12 protein-coding genes are annotated in these 16,042 nt (G+C 63.4%); all 12 read left to right on the forward strand.

The window, feature by feature from the left end; translation table 11 throughout:
- Positions 1–112 precede the first annotated feature (112 nt).
- The 12 genes from hutU to E8E68_RS07030 all read left to right on the forward strand — a co-directional run bounded on the left by hutU (position 113) and on the right by E8E68_RS07030 (position 16,022).
- Complete coding sequence (gene hutU / locus E8E68_RS06975; RefSeq protein ID WP_110745113.1) at positions 113–1,786, forward strand: urocanate hydratase; 1,674 nt, start codon at positions 113–115, stop codon at positions 1,784–1,786.
- Between the two features lie 108 nt (positions 1,787–1,894).
- Positions 1,895–3,427, forward strand: coding sequence for a histidine ammonia-lyase (hutH, locus tag E8E68_RS06980; RefSeq protein WP_280340356.1), 1,533 nt, complete (start codon positions 1,895–1,897; stop codon positions 3,425–3,427).
- Between the two features lie 149 nt (positions 3,428–3,576).
- Positions 3,577–4,980: an amino acid permease gene (locus E8E68_RS06985; RefSeq protein ID WP_280340358.1), complete on the forward strand. Its 1,404-nt coding sequence runs from the start codon at positions 3,577–3,579 to the stop codon at positions 4,978–4,980.
- A 15-nt stretch (positions 4,981–4,995) separates the two neighbouring features.
- Positions 4,996–6,201, forward strand: a complete 1,206-nt coding sequence (hutI, locus tag E8E68_RS06990; protein WP_280340359.1) for an imidazolonepropionase — start codon at positions 4,996–4,998, stop codon at positions 6,199–6,201.
- Between the two features lie 10 nt (positions 6,202–6,211).
- Positions 6,212–7,015, forward strand: a complete 804-nt coding sequence (gene hutG / locus E8E68_RS06995; RefSeq protein ID WP_280340360.1) for an N-formylglutamate deformylase — start codon at positions 6,212–6,214, stop codon at positions 7,013–7,015.
- A gap of 227 nt (positions 7,016–7,242) precedes the next feature.
- The gene (gene pip / locus E8E68_RS07000; RefSeq protein WP_110745108.1) at positions 7,243–8,214 is read left to right on the forward strand and encodes a prolyl aminopeptidase; all 972 of its coding nucleotides are present in this window, start codon (positions 7,243–7,245) and stop codon (positions 8,212–8,214) included.
- Entirely contained in the window at positions 8,211–8,648 is a 438-nt protein-coding gene (gene dtd, locus E8E68_RS07005; RefSeq protein WP_110745107.1) for a D-aminoacyl-tRNA deacylase, read from the forward strand. The genes pip and dtd overlap by 4 nt, the downstream gene beginning before the upstream one ends.
- A 263-nt stretch (positions 8,649–8,911) precedes the next feature.
- Positions 8,912–10,651, forward strand: a complete 1,740-nt coding sequence (locus tag E8E68_RS07010) for a glucan biosynthesis protein G (RefSeq protein ID WP_280340361.1) — start codon at positions 8,912–8,914, stop codon at positions 10,649–10,651.
- Positions 10,644–13,217, forward strand: a complete 2,574-nt coding sequence (gene mdoH, locus E8E68_RS07015; protein ID WP_266029098.1) for a glucans biosynthesis glucosyltransferase MdoH — start codon at positions 10,644–10,646, stop codon at positions 13,215–13,217. The genes E8E68_RS07010 and mdoH overlap by 8 nt, the downstream gene beginning before the upstream one ends.
- Positions 13,218–13,455: 238 nt before the next feature.
- Positions 13,456–14,253, forward strand: coding sequence for a transporter substrate-binding domain-containing protein (locus tag E8E68_RS07020; RefSeq protein WP_110745191.1), 798 nt, complete (start codon positions 13,456–13,458; stop codon positions 14,251–14,253).
- 79 nt (positions 14,254–14,332) lie between these two features.
- Entirely contained in the window at positions 14,333–15,295 is a 963-nt protein-coding gene (locus E8E68_RS07025) for an amino acid ABC transporter permease (RefSeq protein WP_266029099.1), read from the forward strand.
- Positions 15,288–16,022 (forward strand): amino acid ABC transporter ATP-binding protein, encoded by a 735-nt coding sequence (locus E8E68_RS07030; RefSeq protein ID WP_280340426.1) that lies wholly within the window; start codon positions 15,288–15,290, stop codon positions 16,020–16,022. The genes E8E68_RS07025 and E8E68_RS07030 overlap by 8 nt, the downstream gene beginning before the upstream one ends.
- The last annotated feature ends 20 nt before the right edge of the window (positions 16,023–16,042 follow it).

Consider the following 16,042-nt stretch of genomic DNA (forward strand, 5'->3'; position numbering starts at 1 on the left):
AGCGCACAGTTCCGATAATTTTGGTTGTCCGTGCTTGTACATACAAGTAAAGGTGTGTTTGTATATTGACCACGACATACCCGCCCGCGGACGACCGCAGAGGACCTTTCCCGTGACTGACAACAACAAATACCGTGACGTTGAAATCCGTGCCCCACGTGGCAACAAGCTGACCGCCAAAAGCTGGCTGACCGAAGCGCCACTGCGCATGCTGATGAACAACCTCGACCCGCAGGTCGCGGAAAACCCCAAGGAACTGGTGGTATACGGCGGTATCGGCCGCGCCGCGCGCAACTGGGCCTGCTACGACAAGATCGTCGAAACCCTGACCCGCCTGGAAGACGATGAAACCCTGTTGGTGCAGTCGGGCAAGCCGGTCGGTGTGTTCAAGACCCACAGCAACGCACCGCGCGTGCTGATCGCCAACTCCAACCTGGTGCCACACTGGGCCAACTGGGAACACTTCAACGAACTCGACGCCAAGGGCCTGGCCATGTACGGCCAGATGACCGCCGGCAGCTGGATCTACATCGGCAGCCAGGGCATCGTCCAGGGCACCTATGAAACCTTCGTCGAAGCCGGTCGCCAGCACTACGGCGGCAGCCTGAAAGGCAAGTGGGTACTCACCGCTGGCCTGGGTGGCATGGGCGGCGCCCAGCCACTGGCCGCGACCCTGGCCGGGGCTTGCTCGCTGAACATCGAATGCCAGCAGAGCCGTATCGACTTCCGCCTGGAAACCCGCTACGTCGACGAGCAGGCCACAGATCTCGACGACGCCCTGGCACGCATCGCCAAGTACACCGCCGAGGGCAAGGCCATTTCCATTGCCCTGCACGGTAACGCCGCCGAAATCCTGCCCGAGCTGGTCAAGCGGGGCGTACGCCCGGACATGGTCACCGACCAGACCAGCGCCCACGATCCGCTGAACGGCTACCTGCCAGCAGGCTGGACCTGGGAACAGTACCGCGACCGCGCGCAGACCGAACCAGCGGCAGTGGTCAAGGCCGCCAAGCAGTCGATGGCCGTGCACGTGCAGGCCATGCTCGACTTCCAGAAGCAGGGTATCCCGACCTTCGACTACGGCAACAACATCCGCCAGATGGCCAAGGAAGAGGGCGTAGCCAATGCCTTCGACTTCCCTGGCTTCGTCCCGGCCTACATCCGCCCCCTGTTCTGCCGCGGTATTGGCCCGTTCCGCTGGGCGGCACTGTCCGGCGATGCCGAAGATATCTACAAGACCGACGCCAAGGTCAAGGAACTGATCCCCGACGACGCCCACCTGCACCGCTGGCTGGACATGGCCCGCGAGCGCATCAGCTTCCAGGGCCTGCCGGCACGTATCTGCTGGGTAGGGCTGGGCCTGCGCGCCAAGCTGGGCCTGGCGTTCAACGAAATGGTCCGCAGCGGCGAGCTGTCGGCACCGGTGGTGATCGGCCGTGACCACCTCGACTCCGGCTCGGTATCCAGCCCGAACCGCGAAACCGAGGCCATGCGTGATGGTTCGGACGCTGTCTCCGACTGGCCGCTGCTCAACGCCCTGCTGAACACCGCAGGCGGCGCCACCTGGGTCTCGCTGCACCACGGCGGTGGCGTGGGCATGGGCTTCTCGCAGCACTCGGGCATGGTCATCGTCTGCGACGGTACCGATGAAGCCGCCGCGCGTATCGCCCGGGTACTGACCAACGACCCAGGGACCGGTGTCATGCGTCACGCCGATGCCGGTTATGACATCGCCATCGACTGCGCCAAGGAGCAGGGCCTGGACCTGCCGATGATCACTGGCTGATCACCACGCTTTGGATCGCACCCTGCAAGGGGTGATACTGAACAACAAGAAGGAGCGCGCAGGTACCCACGAGCGGGCCTGCGGCTCCACGCGATTTGGAGTAGTAACGTGACCGAACTCACCCTCAAGCCCGGCACCCTGACCCTGGCCCAGCTGCGCGCGATCCATACCGCGCCCGTGCGCCTGCAACTGGATGCCAGCGCCGCGCCGGCCATCGACGCCAGCGTTGCCTGTGTCGAGCAGATCATTGCCGAAGACCGCACCGCCTACGGCATCAACACCGGTTTTGGCCTGCTGGCCTCGACCCGCATCGCCAGCCACGACCTGGAAAACCTGCAGCGCTCGCTGGTGCTGTCCCACGCCGCCGGTATCGGCGCGCCGCTGGATGACGACCTGGTGCGGTTGATCATGGTGCTGAAAATCAACAGCCTCAGCCGTGGTTTCTCCGGTATTCGTCGCAAAGTCATCGACGCACTGATCACCCTGGTCAACGCCGAAGTCTACCCGCACATCCCGCTCAAAGGCTCGGTGGGTGCTTCCGGTGACCTGGCGCCGCTGGCGCACATGTCGCTGGTGCTGTTGGGCGAAGGCAAGGCCCGCTACAAGGGTCAGTGGCTATCGGCCACCGAAGCGCTGGCGGTTGCAGGGCTGGAACCGCTTACGTTGGCTGCAAAAGAGGGCCTGGCCCTGCTCAACGGTACCCAGGCGTCCACCGCCTATGCCCTGCGTGGCCTGTTCCATGCCGAAGACTTGTACGCTGCGGCCATCGCCTGCGGTGGCCTGAGCGTCGAAGCCGTATTGGGCTCGCGTTCGCCGTTCGATGCACGTATTCACGAAGCACGTGGCCAACGCGGTCAGATCGACACCGCCGCCTGCTTCCGCGACCTGCTGGGCGATGCCAGCGAAGTCTCGCTGTCGCACAAAAACTGCGACAAGGTCCAGGACCCGTACTCGCTGCGCTGCCAGCCGCAAGTCATGGGCGCCTGCCTGACCCAACTGCGCCAGGCCGCCGAGGTACTGGGCATCGAGGCCAATGCCGTATCCGACAACCCGCTGGTATTCGCTGCCGAAGGTGATGTGATCTCCGGCGGCAACTTCCACGCCGAACCCGTGGCCATGGCCGCCGACAACCTGGCCCTGGCCATTGCCGAAATCGGTTCGCTCAGCGAGCGCCGCATCTCGCTGATGATGGACAAGCACATGTCCCAACTGCCGCCGTTCCTGGTGGAAAACGGTGGGGTCAACTCGGGCTTCATGATCGCCCAGGTTACCGCTGCGGCCCTGGCCAGCGAGAACAAGGCCCTGTCGCACCCGCACAGCGTCGACAGCCTGCCGACCTCGGCCAACCAGGAAGACCACGTGTCGATGGCCCCGGCCGCCGGCAAGCGTCTGTGGGAAATGGCCGAAAACACCCGCGGCGTGCTGGCCATCGAATGGCTGGGCGCCTGCCAGGGCCTGGACCTGCGCAAAGGCCTAAAAACGTCGACCAAACTGGAGAAAGCGCGCCAGGCGCTGCGCAGTGAAGTGCCGCACTACGACCGTGACCGCTTCTTTGCCCCAGACATCGAAAAGGCTGTGGAACTGTTGGCCAAGGGTAGTTTGACCGGTTTGCTGCCGGCAGGTGTGCTGCCAAGCCTGTAATGCCTCCCGGGGCCGTTGTGCGCCCCTTCGCGAGCAAAGCTCGCTCCTGCACGTCAACGCGTTGCCTGTGTAGAAGCGGGTTTGCCTGCGAGCTGGCTGCAAGGCAGCCCCTCGATCTCACGACCACAAAAACAATTTAAGGACGTGACATGCAACAAGCTCAAGGTCTCAAGCGCGGGCTAAGTGCCCGCCACATCCGTTTCATGGCACTCGGTTCCGCCATCGGTACCGGGCTGTTCTACGGCTCCGCCTCGGCTATCCAGATGGCCGGCCCGGCCGTGTTGCTGGCCTACCTGATCGGCGGCGCTGCGGTGTTCATGGTTATGCGCGCCCTGGGCGAAATGGCCGTGCACAACCCGGTGGCCGGCTCGTTCGGCCACTACGCCACGACCTACCTCGGCCCCATGGCCGGCTTTATCCTCGGCTGGACCTACGCCTTCGAGATGGTCATCGTCGCCATCGCCGACGTCACCGCCTTCGGTATCTACATGGGCTTCTGGTTCCCAGAAGTGGCCCGCTGGGTCTGGGTACTGGGCATCGTCTTCCTGATCGGCGGCCTCAACCTGTGCAACGTCAAGGTGTTCGGCGAAATGGAATTCTGGCTGTCGCTGCTCAAGGTCGGCGCCATCGTGGCGATGATCCTGGCCGGCCTCGGTATCATGGCCTTCGGCTTCAGCCAGGTGGGTACCGGGCATGCCGTGGGGGTGAGCAACCTGTTTGACCATGGCGGCTTCATGCCCAATGGCGTAGGCGGCCTGATCGCGTCGTTTGCCGTGGTGATGTTCGCCTTCGGCGGCATCGAGATCATCGGCGTCACTGCCGGTGAAGCCAAGGACCCGCAGCGCGTGATTCCCAAGGCGATCAACGCGGTGCCGCTGCGCATCCTGCTGTTCTACGTGCTCACCCTGTTCGTGCTGATGTGCCTGTACCCATGGCCGCAGATCGGCAGCCAGGGCAGCCCGTTCGTGCAGATCTTCAGCAATCTGGGCATCGGCTCGGCCGCCGCCGTGCTCAACGTCGTGGTGATTTCTGCGGCGATCTCCGCTATCAACAGCGACATCTTCGGCGCCGGCCGCATGATGTATGGCCTCGCCCAGCAAGGCCACGCCCCGCGCGGCTTCAGTAAGCTATCGAAGCATGGCGTGCCGTGGATGACCGTGCTGGTAATGGGCGCCGCGCTGCTCATCGGCGTGCTGCTGAACTACCTGATCCCGGAAAACGTATTCTTGCTGATTGCCTCGATCGCCACCTTCGCCACCGTATGGGTCTGGCTGATGATCCTGGTGACCCAGGTGGCCATGCGGCGCAGCATGAGCCGTGACGAAGCGGCCCAGCTGAAGTTCCCGGTACCGTTCTGGCCATATGGCCCGGCCATGGCCATTGCGTTCATGGTGTTCATCTTTGGCGTACTCGGCTACTTCCCGGACACTCAGGCGGCATTGATCGTCGGTGTGGTCTGGGTGGTGTTCCTGGTGGCGTCCTACCTGCTGTGGTGCAAGCCGCGTGCAGGGCAGGGCACCCCGGCAGCAGCCCCGGCCGAGCTGCACCGCTAGCAAAGGAGACTGTGCATGAGAACCCTGTGGCAGCACTGCCATGTGGCAACCATGGCCGATGGCCGTTACTCGGCCATCGAAGACGCGGCCATCGTCACCAACGCCGGGCTGATCGAGTGGATCGGCCCACGCGCCGGGCTGGCGCCGGTCAACGCTGAGCGCACGGTGGACCTGGGCGGCGCCTGGGTCACCCCGGGGCTGATCGACTGCCACACCCACGCGGTGTTCGGTGGCAACCGCAGCGGCGAGTTCGAGCAGCGGCTGCAGGGCGTCAGCTATGCCGAAATCGCGGCTAACGGCGGCGGCATCGCCAGTACCGTGCGGGCCACCCGTGCGGCCAGTGAGGACGAGCTGTTCGCCAGTGCGCGCCAGCGGGTCCAGGCCTTGATGCGTGATGGCGTGACCACGCTCGAGATCAAGTCCGGCTACGGCCTGGACTTGGCCAACGAGCGCAAAATGCTGCGTGTGGCCCGGCGGCTTGCCGACGAGCTGCCGCTGGCGGTGCGCGCAACCTGCCTGGCCGCGCACGCTCTGCCACCGGAATACGCCGGCCGCGCCGACGACTACATCGCGCATATCTGCGATGAAATGCTGCCAGCGCTGGCCGCTGAAGGCCTTGTGGACGCGGTGGATGCGTTCTGCGAACACCTGGCGTTTTCACCCGCGCAGGTCGAGCGGCTGTTCATCAAGGCGCGCGAACTGGGCCTGCCGGTCAAGCTCCACGCCGAACAGCTGTCGTCGCTGCACGGCTCCAGCCTGGCGGCGCGCTACCAAGCGTTGTCCGCAGACCATCTGGAGTTCATGACCGAAGAAGACGCCATCGCCATGGCTGCAGCCGGCACGGTCGCTGTGCTGCTGCCGGGCGCGTTCTACTTCTTGCGCGAAACCCAGTTGCCGCCGATGGATGCGTTGCGCCGTCATGGGGTGAAGATTGCCCTCGCCAGCGACCTCAATCCTGGCACCTCGCCAGGGCTGTCGCTGCGCTTGATGCTGAACATGGGCTGTACCTGCTTCCGCCTGACCCCGGAAGAGGCCCTTGCCGGCGTTACCGTGCACGCTGCCACGGCGCTGGGCCTGGGCGACAGCCACGGCTCGCTGGAGGTAGGCAAGGTTGCCGACTTCGTCGCCTGGCAGATCGAACGCCCCGCCGACCTGGCCTACTGGCTGGGCGGCGACCTGCCCAAGCGCGTAGTGCGCAAGGGCCATGAAATTTCCAAATGAGCGAGGCACGATGGACAAGGTACTGAGTTTTCACCAAGGCCGCCTGCCGCTGCTGATCAGCATGCCGCACGCCGGCCTGCGCCTGAGCGACGCGGTGCGTGACGGCCTGGTCGAGCCAGCGCGCAGCCTGCCGGACACTGACTGGCATATCCCCCGGTTGTACGATTTTGCCCGTGACATGGGCGCTAGCGTGTTGTCGGCGGAGTACTCGCGCTTCGTCATCGACCTGAACCGCCCGGATGATGACAAGCCACTCTATGCCGGTGCTACCACCGGCCTGTATCCGGCCACGTTGTTCGAGGGCGAACCGTTGTTCAAGGCCGGGCAGGCGCCGAGCAGCGACCAGCGCAAGCAGTACCTGGAGCAGATCTGGCGCCCTTACCACGACACCCTCCGCAACGAGCTGGAGCGCCTGCGTGAGCAATTTGGCTATGCGTTGCTGTGGGATGCGCACTCCATCCGTTCGGTGATCCCGCACCTGTTCGACGGCAAGCTGCCTGACTTCAACCTCGGCACCTTCAACGGCGCCAGTTGTGACCCGGCGCTGGCCGAGCGCTTGCAGGCCGTATGTGCCGAAGCACAGGGCTACAGCCATGTGCTCAATGGTCGATTCAAGGGTGGGCATATCACCCGGTACTACGGTGATCCGGACCACAACATCCACGCGGTACAACTGGAGCTGGCGCAGAGCACCTACATGGATGAAGTGGCGCCGTTCACCTATCGCGAACCATTGGCGCAGCCTACCCAGTCGGTTTTGCGCCGCCTGCTGGAAACGACCCTGCAGTGGGGGCATGAGCGCTACGGGCGATAAAGCGCCGCTCTCAAGGCGGGTACAGCGCCTGCAGGTGCTGGTCAGGTTCGGAGGTTGCAGGTTTGGCCGGGTCGGTCGTCGGGGGATCACCTGTTGATGGGTTCTCCGGTGTCATTGGGCCCTGTCCGTGAGCTGCTCATAAGATGATGTTGCTTAGACACATGCTCTAAGGGCAATTCAGGTTTATGATGGCCAACGGTCGAACCAAACCTCACACGGAGTGCGCAATGCAGACCCTGTACCCGCAGATCAAACCCTACGCCCGGCACGATCTGGCCGTGGAAGCGCCGCATGTGCTGTATGTCGACGAAAGCGGCTCGCCAGAAGGTCTGCCGGTGGTGTTCATCCACGGTGGGCCAGGCGCCGGTTGCGACGCCCAGAGCCGTTGCTACTTCGACCCTACGCTGTATCGCATCATCACCTTCGACCAGCGCGGCTGTGGCCGCTCCACGCCGCACGCCAGCCTGGAGAACAACACCACCTGGCACCTGGTCGAAGACCTGGAGCGCATCCGCGAGCACCTGGGGATCGACAAGTGGGTGCTGTTCGGCGGCTCGTGGGGCTCGACCCTGGCCCTGGCCTACGCCCAGACCTACCCCGAGCGAGTGCATGGCCTGATCCTGCGTGGCATCTTCCTGTGCCGGCCGCAGGAAATCGAGTGGTTCTACCAGGAAGGCGCCAGTCGCATGTTCCCGGATTACTGGCAGGACTACATTGCACCGATTCCACCGGAAGAGCGCGGTGACCTGGTCAAGGCCTTCCACAAGCGCCTTACCGGCAATGACCAGATCGCCCAGATGCACGCAGCCAAGGCCTGGTCCACCTGGGAAGGCCGTACCGCCACCCTGCGCCCCAACCCGCTGGTGGTCGACCGCTTCTCCGAGCCACAGCGGGCGCTGTCGATTGCGCGTATCGAATGCCACTACTTCATGAACAACGCGTTCCTCGAACCGGACCAGCTGATTCGCGACTTGCCGAAGATCGCCCACCTGCCGGCGGTGATCGTGCACGGCCGCTACGACGTGATCTGCCCCCTGGACAACGCTTGGGCGCTGCACCAGGCCTGGCCGAACAGCGAACTGAAAGTGATCCGTGACGCTGGGCACGCGGCTTCCGAGCCTGGCATTACCGACGCCCTGGTGCGCGCCGCCGACCAGATGGCCCGCCGCCTGCTTGACCTGCCGCTGGAAGAAGCATGAGGGGTTTGTTGCAGCGCGTGCGTGGTGCGCGGGTCGAAGTGGGGGGAGAGGTGGTCGGCGCCATCGACCAGGGTTTGCTGGTGCTGGTGGCGGTCGAGCCTGAAGATTCCCGCGAAAAGGCCGACAAGCTGTTGCACAAGCTGCTGAACTACCGGGTATTCAGCGACGAGCAGGGCAAGATGAACCTGTCGCTCAAGGATGTCGGGGGCGGTTTGTTGCTGGTGTCGCAGTTCACCTTGGCGGCGGACACCCGCAACGGCATGCGCCCAAGCTTTTCGACGGCTGCGCCACCGGCCCTGGGCGCCGATTTGTTCGACTATCTTTTGCAGCAAGCGAAGGCTCGGCACACCGACGTGGCCAGCGGACAATTCGGTGCAGATATGCAAGTGCACCTGGTCAATGATGGCCCTGTGACTTTTATGTTACAAATTTGAGCTCGAAAAACCCCTCGTTTCTGGGAAAACAAGGGGTTTTGTACGATAAATAGTTGTTCCAGCCTGATGCGTTGTCACGCGACCTGCTGGATAATCGCGCGCTGCATGGACCTGCGTTCGCAGGTTCGTTTCACTCTGACTCGAGCATTGTCTGGATCCGTTTGGGGAATCATTACGCCCTCACGGGGTCCGAACAGTGCTCGCCAACCCGGCATTTGTCGCTGGCCGTTGGTTTCATGATCTGTTTTCGGCGAGGGTTGCTCGTGATTGTTAGTCCCCATAAAGCATCAAGAATCCCCGGCGTCCGGCTGCGCAAGGCCCTGATCGCCAGCGTGGCACTGGTCGGCCTGATGAGCGCGGGCCAGCTGTGGGCATTCAATCTTGACGATGTTGCAGCCAAGGCAAAGGATCTGGCCGGCCAGAAGTACGAAGCACCGAAAAGCAATCTGCCGGCGGTTTTCCGTGACATGAAATTCGCCGACTACCAGAAAATCCGCTTCCTGCAAGACAAAGCGGAGTGGGCCAAGGACAAGACCCCGTTCAAGCTTTCCTTCTATCACCAGGGCATGCATTTCGACACCCCGGTGAAAATCAACGAAGTGACCGCCACCAAGGTGGAAGAAATCAAGTACGACCCGAGCCGCTTCGAGTTCGGTGACGTGCCACACGACCCGGAAACCACCAAGAACCTGGGTTACGCCGGTTTCCGCGTGCTTTACCCGATCAACAAGGCCGACAAGCAGGACGAGATCATGACCCTGCTTGGCGCCAGCTATTTCCGCGTAGTCGGCAAGGGGCATGTGTACGGCCTGTCGGCTCGTGGCCTGGCTATCGACACCGCGCTGCCATCGGGCGAGGAGTTCCCGCGCTTCACCGAGTTCTGGGTAGAAAAACCCAAGCCGGCCGACAAGCACCTGGTGATCTACGCCCTGCTCGACTCGCCGCGCTCCGCCGGTGCCTACAAGCTGACCCTGCGCCCTGGCAACGACACCGTCGTGGACGTGGAGTCGCGTGTGTTCCTGCGTGACCACGTCAGCCGCCTGGGCATCGCCCCGCTGACCAGCATGTATCTGTTCGGCCCCAACCAGCCATCCAAGGTCCTCAACTATCGTCCGGCCCTGCATGACTCCGAAGGCCTGTCGATTCATGCCGGCAACGGCGAGTGGCTGTGGCGCCCGCTGAACAATCCGAAACACCTGGCCGTGAGCAACTTCAGTGTCGAGAACCCGCGTGGTTTCGGCCTGATGCAGCGTCAGCGCGCCTTCAGCGACTACGAAGACCTCGACGACAACTACCAGAAGCGCCCAAGCGCCTGGATCGAGCCGAAGGGTGACTGGGGCAAGGGTACCGTCGATCTGGTCGAGATCCCGACCGCCGACGAGACCAACGACAACATCGTGGCCTTCTGGAGCCCTGAAAAGCTGCCGGAGGCTGGCAAGCCGATCGAGTACGCCTACCGCCTGCACTGGACCATCGACGAGCCGAAGTTCCAGGCCTCCGAGCTGGGCTGGGTCAAGCAGACCCTGCGCTCCACCGGTGACGTCAAACAGTCCAACCTGATCCGCCAGCCAGACGGCAGCGTGGCCTTCCTGGTCGACTTCGCCGGCCCGGCCCTGGCCGCTCTGCCGGAAGATACCGCCCTGCGCAGCCAGATCAGCGTTGACGGCAACGCCGAGGTGGTCGAGAACAATCTGCGCTATAACCCAGAGACCAAGGGCTGGCGCCTGACCCTGCGGCTGAAGGTGAAGGAAGCCAACAAGTCGACCGAAATGCGTGCCGCGCTGGTACGTGACGTGCCGGTCGAACCTGCCAAGCCTGCCCAGGACGCCAAGCAGGACAAGGCCGCAGCCAAGCACGCCAAGGCCGAGAAAACCGCCAAGGCCGAGCAGCCTGCCAAGGCCGAACAACCCGCCGCCGATGCGGCATCCACCAACGGGGCCCCGGCCACCACCGAGCAGGTGCTGACCGAGACCTGGAGCTATCAGTTGCCTGCCGATGAGTAACTCAAGCGCAAGGCCAGTCTCGCTTGGCGAGTACCTGGCTCACCTACCACTGAGTGACGAGCAACGGGCAGAGCTTGCCAGTTGCACGTCGTTCGGTGAGTTGCACCAACGCCTGGCGGCCAACCCGGCCGCCAACTCCGCCGAGGCCGTGCAGGCTTCGGTGGGCCCGCGCCTTACCGTAGGCAGCGCTGCCGAGCTGGAGGACGCCGAAATGCTCGGCGTCGATGGCAGCGGCCGCCTGTGCCTGAAGATTGCACCGCCGATCAAGCGCACCAAGGTCGTGCCCGAGCCGTGGCGCACCAACGTGCTGATCCGCATGTGGCGGCGCATGACCGGCCGCTCGAATCCGCCGCAGCCGCCCAAGCGCGAGCTGCCGCCGGCGCGCTGGCGTACGGTCGGTTCGATCCGCCGCTATATCCTGTTGGCCCTGATGATCGGCCAGACCATCGTTGCCGGCTGGTACATGAAGGGCATCCTGCCGTACCAGGGCTGGTCGTTCGTAGACCTCGACGAGGTCCTCAGCCAGCCGCTCTGGGACACCGTGGTGCAGGTGTGGCCGTATGCCTTGCAGACGTCCATCCTGATCCTCTTCGGTATCCTGTTCTGCTGGGTGTCGGCGGGCTTCTGGACCGCATTGATGGGCTTCCTCGAGTTGCTCACCGGGCGCGACAAGTACAAGATTTCCGGCAGCAGCGCCGGCAATGAGCCGATTGCGCCCGAGGCGCGTACCGCGCTGGTGATGCCGATCTGCAACGAAGACGTGCCTCGGGTGTTCGCCGGCCTGCGGGCGACGTTCGAGTCGGTAGCCGCCAGCGGCAACCTCGACCGTTTCGACTTCTTCGTGCTCAGCGACACCAACGACACCGACATCGCCGTGGCCGAGCAACAGGCCTGGCTGGACGTGTGCCGCGAAACCAAAGGTTTTGGCCGCATCTTCTACCGCCGCCGCCGGCGCCGGGTGAAGCGCAAGAGCGGTAACCTCGACGACTTCTGCCGTCGCTGGGGTGGCGAGTACAAGTACATGGTCGTGCTCGACGCCGACAGCGTCATGAGTGGCGAGTGCCTGAGCAGCCTGGTGCGCCTGATGGAGGCCAACCCGGACGCCGGCATCATTCAGACCGGGCCGAAAGCCTCGGGTATGGATACCCTGTACGCGCGCATGCAACAGTTCGCCACCCGCGTGTACGGCCCGCTGTTCACCGCCGGCCTGCACTTCTGGCAGTTGGGCGAGTCGCACTACTGGGGCCACAACGCGATCATCCGCATGAAGCCGTTCATCGAGCACTGCGCCCTGGCGCCGTTGCCGGGCAAGGGCGCGTTCGCCGGGGCAATCCTGTCCCACGACTTCGTCGAAGCCGCGCTGATGCGCCGTGCCGGCTGGGGCGTGTGGATCGCCTACGACCTGCCGGGTAGCTACGAAGAACTGCCGCCGAACCTGCTCGACGAGCTAAAGCGCGACCGCCGCTGGTGCCACGGTAACCTGATGAACTTCCGCCTGTTCCTGGTCAAGGGCATGCACCCGGTACACCGTGCGGTGTTCCTCACCGGGGTGATGTCGTACCTGTCGGCGCCGCTGTGGTTCCTGTTCCTGGTGCTGTCGACCGCGCTGCTGGCGACCAACACGCTGATGGAACCGCAGTATTTCATCGAGCCGTACCAGCTTTACCCGCTGTGGCCGCAGTGGCACCCAGAGAAGGCCGTGGCGCTGTTCTCCACCACCATCGTGCTGCTGTTCCTGCCCAAGCTGCTCAGCGTCATATTGATCTGGGCCAAGGGTGCCATCGAGTTCGGTGGGCGGATCAAGGTCACCCTGTCGATGCTCATGGAAATGCTGTTCTCCATGCTGCTTGCCCCGGTGCGCATGATCTTCCACACCCGCTTCGTACTGGCCGCATTTCTCGGCTGGGCCGCGACCTGGAACTCGCCACAGCGTGACGACGACTCCACCCCGTGGGGCGAAGCCGTGCGTCGGCATGGCCCTCAGACCTTGCTGGGCTTTGCCTGGGCAGGCCTGGTGGCGTGGCTGAACCCGAGTTTCCTGTGGTGGCTGGCGCCTATCGTTGGCTCGCTGGTGCTGTCGATCCCGGTGTCGGTGATTTCCAGCCGTACCCGTCTGGGCCTGGCGGCGAAGGACGAGAAGCTGTTCCTCATCCCTGAGGAATACGCCACCCCGCAGGAGCTGCTGGCCACCGACCAGTACACCCACGAGAACCGCTGGCATGCCCTGCATGACGGCTTCGTGCGTGCGGTGGTCGACCCACGGCAGAACGCCCTGGCCTGTGCCATGGCCACCGCCCGGCATGGCCAGGCTGCGCCGATCGAGGCACTGCGTGCCGAGCGCATTGCCAAGGCGATCGAAGTCGGGCCGAAAGGGCTGGACCTCAATACCCGCCTGGCCCTGCTCAGCGACCCGGTGGCATTGAGCCGCCTGCATGAACAGGTCTGGGCCGGGCACAATGCGGCGTGGATCGATGTGTGGCGCGCGTCGATCAAGAACGACCCTCATTCGCCGCTGTTGCCCCTGCATCCGGAGAATGAAGGCCAGCCGACCCTCGTCGGCGCCTGATCGGGCCTTTTCGGGGTGAACCCGCTCCTACCAGGGATACACATTCCCTTGTAGGAGCGGGTTCACCCGCGAAGCTTTTTGGCCTAGCCCCCTCATTTTGGCCAACAAAGTCCCCCCGCGGCTCTAGGTCCACGGGCCGCCATGCGTTAGCATCCCTCTCCGATACGACGCTTCGGCCAGTACGGCCGTGCCAACACAATAAGATTCGCTACTTTTCTTGCTAGGGGACTTGGTGATGATCAAGAAATACCTTTCGCGGCTAATGGTCGGTGTCACCGCACTGGTCGCCGTGACGGCGGCTCAAGCGGGCGCCATCGATGACGCGGTCAAGCGCGGCACCTTGCGGGTGGGTATGGACCCAACCTACATGCCGTTCCAGATGACCAACAAACGTGGCGAGATCATCGGCTTCGAAGTCGATATCCTCAAAGCCATGGCCAAGTCCATGGGCGTGAAGTTCGAGGCAGTTTCCACTGCTTATGACGGCATCATCCCGGCCCTGCTGACCGACAAGTTCGACATGATCGGCAGCGGCATGACGCTTACCCAGGAACGCAACCTGCGCCTGAACTTCAGCGAGCCTTTCATCGTGGTTGGCCAGACCCTGCTGATCCGCAAGGAGCTGGCTGGCGAGATCAAGTCGTACAAGGACCTGAACAACGAGAAGTACCGCCTGACCTCCAAGCTTGGCACCACCGGCGAAATGGTGTCCAAGAAGCTGATCAGCAAAGCCAAGTACCACGGTTACGACAACGAACAGGAAGCCGTGATGGATGTGGTCAATGGCAAGGCCGACGCCTTTGTCTATGACGCGCCGTACAACGTGGTGGCGGTAGACAAAGCCGGTGCTGGCAAGCTGCTGTTCCTCGAAGAACCCTTCACCTACGAGCCGCTGGCCTTCGGCCTGAAAAAAGGCGACTACGACAGCATCAACTTCATCAACAACTTCCTGCACCAGATCAAGCACGACGGGACCTACGATCGTATTCACGACAAGTGGTTCAAGAACAAGGACTGGCTGAAGGAAATGGAATAAGGCCAAGGCCACAAGCCCGGCTTTATGACCCCGACGCGCAGGCAAACCCTGCGCGTTCGCATTTACGGAAGTACCCCACGTGATCAAACACAAGAAAGCCCAGTGGCCCTGGCATGGGTTGACTGCCCTGGTCCTGGTGGGCCTGGCGTTCAGCCTGTACATGGCCACCTCGATGATTTCCTACGAGTGGCGCTGGAACCGCGTACCCCAGTACTTCGCGTACAAGGCTGAGGAAACCCAGCGCGCCTCTGGCTACGGTACCGTGCAGGAAATCGTCATCTCCGGCGATAGCGCCCGCGTCACGCTGAAGGACGAAAGCGGTGCCGAGCAAGTGCTCGATGTGGACAAGGACAGCCTGCAACTGAGCCGTGGCGACGATGTCGCCGAAGGCGACCAGATTGGTGTAACCCGCCATTGGGCGGCAGGTCCGCTAGCCTGGGGCCTGTGGACCACGTTGTGGATCTCGGTGGTATCCGGGGCGTTCGGCCTGGTGATCGGCCTGTTCGCGGGCCTGTGCCGGTTGTCGAACAACCCGACCCTGCGCGACCTCTCGACCGTGTACGTCGAACTGGTGCGCGGCACACCGTTGCTGGTGCAGATCTTCATCTTCTACTTCTTCATCGGTACCGTGCTCAACCTGTCCCGCGAGTTCGCCGGGGTGGCGGCGCTGGCGCTGTTCACCGGCGCCTACGTGGCCGAAATCGTGCGGGCTGGCGTGCAGTCGATTGCCAAGGGCCAGAATGAGGCTGCTCGTTCGCTGGGCCTGAACGCTAGCCAGTCGATGCGCCACGTGATCCTGCCGCAGGCGTTCAAGCGCGTGCTGCCGCCGCTGGCCGGCCAGTTCATCAGCCTGGTCAAGGACACCTCGCTGGTGTCGGTGATCGCCATCACCGAGCTCACCAAGAGCGGCCGTGAGGCCATCACTACGTCGTTCTCTACCTTCGAGATCTGGTTCTGCGTGGCAGGCCTGTACTTGCTGATCAACCTGCCGCTGTCGCACATTGCCAGCCGGCTTGAGCGGAGGCTTGCGCAAAGTGATTGAAGTCCGTGATTTGCTGAAAGTCTTCGACACCCGTGGCCAGGTGGTCAGGGCTGTGGATAACGTCACCACGCAGGTCGCCAAGGGCGAAGTGGTGGTGGTGCTGGGCCCGTCTGGGTCGGGCAAGTCGACCTTTTTGCGTTGCCTCAACGGCCTGGAGCATTTCGACCAGGGCCATGTGGCCATCGATGGCTTGCAACTGGCCGACCCCAAGACCGACATCAATGCCTACCGCCGCGAAGTGGGCATGGTGTTCCAGCACTTCAACCTGTTCCCGCACATGACTGTGTTGGAAAATCTGTGCCTCGCGCAGAAGGTGGTGCGCAAGCGCAACAAGGCTGACCGCGAGGCCAAGGCCCGGGCGCTGCTGGAAAAGGTCGGCATCGCGCAGAAGGCCAATGAATTCCCGTCCCGGCTGTCTGGCGGCCAGCAGCAACGGGTAGCCATTGCCCGCGCGCTGGCAATGGACCCGAAAGTGATGCTGTTCGACGAGCCCACCTCGGCGCTTGACCCGGAAATGGTCGGTGAGGTGCTCGACGTAATGAAGACCCTGGCCCTGGAAGGCATGACCATGGTTTGTGTCACCCACGAAATGGGCTTCGCCCGCGAAGTGGCTGACCGGGTGCTGTTCTTCGACCACGGCAAACTGCTGGAAGATTCGGCCCCGGCCGCGTTCTTCGCTGCGCCGAAAGACCCGCGCGCGCAGGCATTCCTACGCCAGGTGCTGTAAGCGCACTGGCCTCTTCGTGG

Origin of the sequence: Pseudomonas sp. BN607 (assembly GCF_029871175.1) — a bacterium.
Classification (GTDB): domain Bacteria; phylum Pseudomonadota; class Gammaproteobacteria; order Pseudomonadales; family Pseudomonadaceae; genus Aquipseudomonas.